Below are 1,998 nucleotides of genomic sequence, written 5' to 3' on the forward strand. Positions count from 1 at the left end.
TCGCAGATGTCACGGAACTCGTCGAAGCGGCCGGCCCAGTCGTCGCCCATCACGAGCACGTCTGCGGCGTACTTCTCGATGTACGTGCGCTTGAGCTCGAGGCTCTCCTCGATGAACACCTCGTCGACCGGCTTGAGCGCGGCGACGATGGCCAGACGCTCGGCCTGGCTGAACACCGGCTCGCGACCCTTCTTGCGCAGGTTGAGCTCGTCGCCTGAAACACCGACCACCAGGCGGTCGCCGAGGGCTGCGGCTCGTTCGATCACGCGGAGGTGTCCGACGTGGAACACGTCGAAAGTCCCGAACGTGATGACCGTTCGGTTTGTCGGGGAAGACATGGATTCCAGTGTGGCACGGCGAAGCGTCGATCTTGCGCAAGGATGGGCCCTGATGGCGAGCCCCGAAGCGACGACGAGTGTGACCATGATCAGCGCGGATCCAGGAGCCGACGCGCTACGCAGGCGCGGGCTGCGCCAGATGCGCACGGTGGCAGTGTCGCTGCTGCTCGTGGCGGCGGCGGTGTACGTCGTCACGCTCGACCGGGGCGGATCCCTGGGCTTCGTCAACGCCGGTGCCGAGGCGTCCATGGTCGGTGCGATCGCCGACTGGTTCGCCGTCACCGCACTCTTCAAGCACCCACTGGGCCTGCCGATCCCGCACACCGCGTTGATCCCGAAGCGCAAGGACGACCTCGGGCGGGGGCTCGAGGAGTTCGTGGGGGAGAACTTCCTCCAAGAGGACATCATCCGCGAACGGCTGGCTGCGGCGACGCCGTCGGCACGCCTGGGCACCTGGCTCTCCGATCCCGCCAACGCTCGCCGGGTGGTGGACGAAGTGGCTGAAGTGGCTGCCATCGCGCTCGGCAAGGTCCGCGACGACCACATCGCCTCGTTGGTCAACGACGCCTTGGTGCCGCGCTTCCGGGAGGAGCCGATCTCCCCGTTGCTGGGTGGGTTGATGTCTGAGGCGTTGCAGGACGACATGCATCACGGGCTGGTCGACCTAGCCCTCGAAGAGCTGCACGACTGGCTGAAGGAGAACCCGGCCACCGTCCAGGAGGTGCTCGGCGAGCGGGCCCCCTGGTGGGCCCCGCAGACCATCAACGAGCGGGTAACGGCGCGGATCCATCTGGAGATGGTGCGGTGGGTCGGGGACATCAGGTCCGACCCGCGGCACCATGCCCGACTGGCGCTGGACTCGATGCTGCTCCAGCTCGCGGCCGACCTGCTCGACAACGCGGACACCCAGCGGCGCACCGAACGACTCAAGGATCGCCTGCTCGAACACCCCGCCGTGATCACCTCCGGCATCTCGCTGTGGAACGCCCTCCGTCTGGCATTGACCGGGTCGCTGGGCGATCCCGAGGGCGCGGTGAGGAAACGCCTGCTGGCGGAGGTGTGCGCCTTCGCCGAACGGCTCACTGAGGAAACCCGGCTCCAGGTGCGTCTCGACGGCATGGCCACCGACGCGGCCGTCTTCGTCGTCGATCGCTACGGCGCCGAGCTGACCGCCGTGATCACTCACACCATCGAGCGCTGGGACGGCAAAGAGGCGGCTCGCCGCATCGAGCTCCACGTCGGCCGCGACCTGCAGTTCATCCGGATCAACGGAACCATCGTCGGCGGCCTGGTCGGCGTGCTCATCCATACCGTCGCGATCCTCGTGGACTGAGCCTTTGCTGCGGGTTTCTGGGACAATGGCTGCGTGAGCGATCCGCAGAACGTCCCCATCTCCGACGAGTCGATCAAGCTCGGTCAGTTTCTGAAGCTGGCCGACCTCGTCGACTCGGGCTCCGAGGCAAAGCAGCTGCTGTCCGGCGGCGTCGTGCGCGTCAACGGTGAGGTGGAGACCCGAAGGGGTCGTCAGCTCGAGAAGGGCGACGTCGTGTCGGTGGCGGCCAAGTCCGCCAAGGTCGGCGGCGAGGGCACCGACAACCTGCCCTGGTAGCTGCCAGCCAACGACTCAGCTCTCCTGGTCGGGACTCACCGCACCTCGAGC

General features: G+C 67.2%; 3 protein-coding genes. 2 read left to right on the forward strand and 1 reads right to left on the reverse strand.

The features are described from left to right. Positions 1–338 (reverse strand): adenylyltransferase/cytidyltransferase family protein (locus tag WB461_RS04125; RefSeq protein ID WP_423851451.1); only part of this gene is annotated, 338 nt, incomplete at its 3' end. A gap of 52 nt (positions 339–390) precedes the next feature. Here WB461_RS04125 and WB461_RS04130 point away from each other — a divergent pair. Continuing rightward, positions 391–1,671 (forward strand): DUF445 domain-containing protein, encoded by a 1,281-nt coding sequence (locus WB461_RS04130; RefSeq protein ID WP_423851452.1) that lies wholly within the window; start codon positions 391–393, stop codon positions 1,669–1,671. 33 nt (positions 1,672–1,704) lie between these two features. Next, positions 1,705–1,947, forward strand: a complete 243-nt coding sequence (locus WB461_RS04135) for an RNA-binding S4 domain-containing protein (protein ID WP_423851453.1) — start codon at positions 1,705–1,707, stop codon at positions 1,945–1,947. Positions 1,948–1,998: the final 51 nt, after the last annotated feature.

Origin of the sequence: Aeromicrobium sp. (assembly GCF_049587115.1) — a bacterium.
Classification (GTDB): domain Bacteria; phylum Actinomycetota; class Actinomycetes; order Propionibacteriales; family Nocardioidaceae; genus Aeromicrobium.

Bases quoted from the DNA above. Each gene is read 5' to 3' on its own strand.
- WB461_RS04130 (WP_423851452.1), top strand. From the start codon at position 391: ATGGCGAGCCCCGAAGCGACGACGAGTGTGACCATGATCAGCGCGGAT.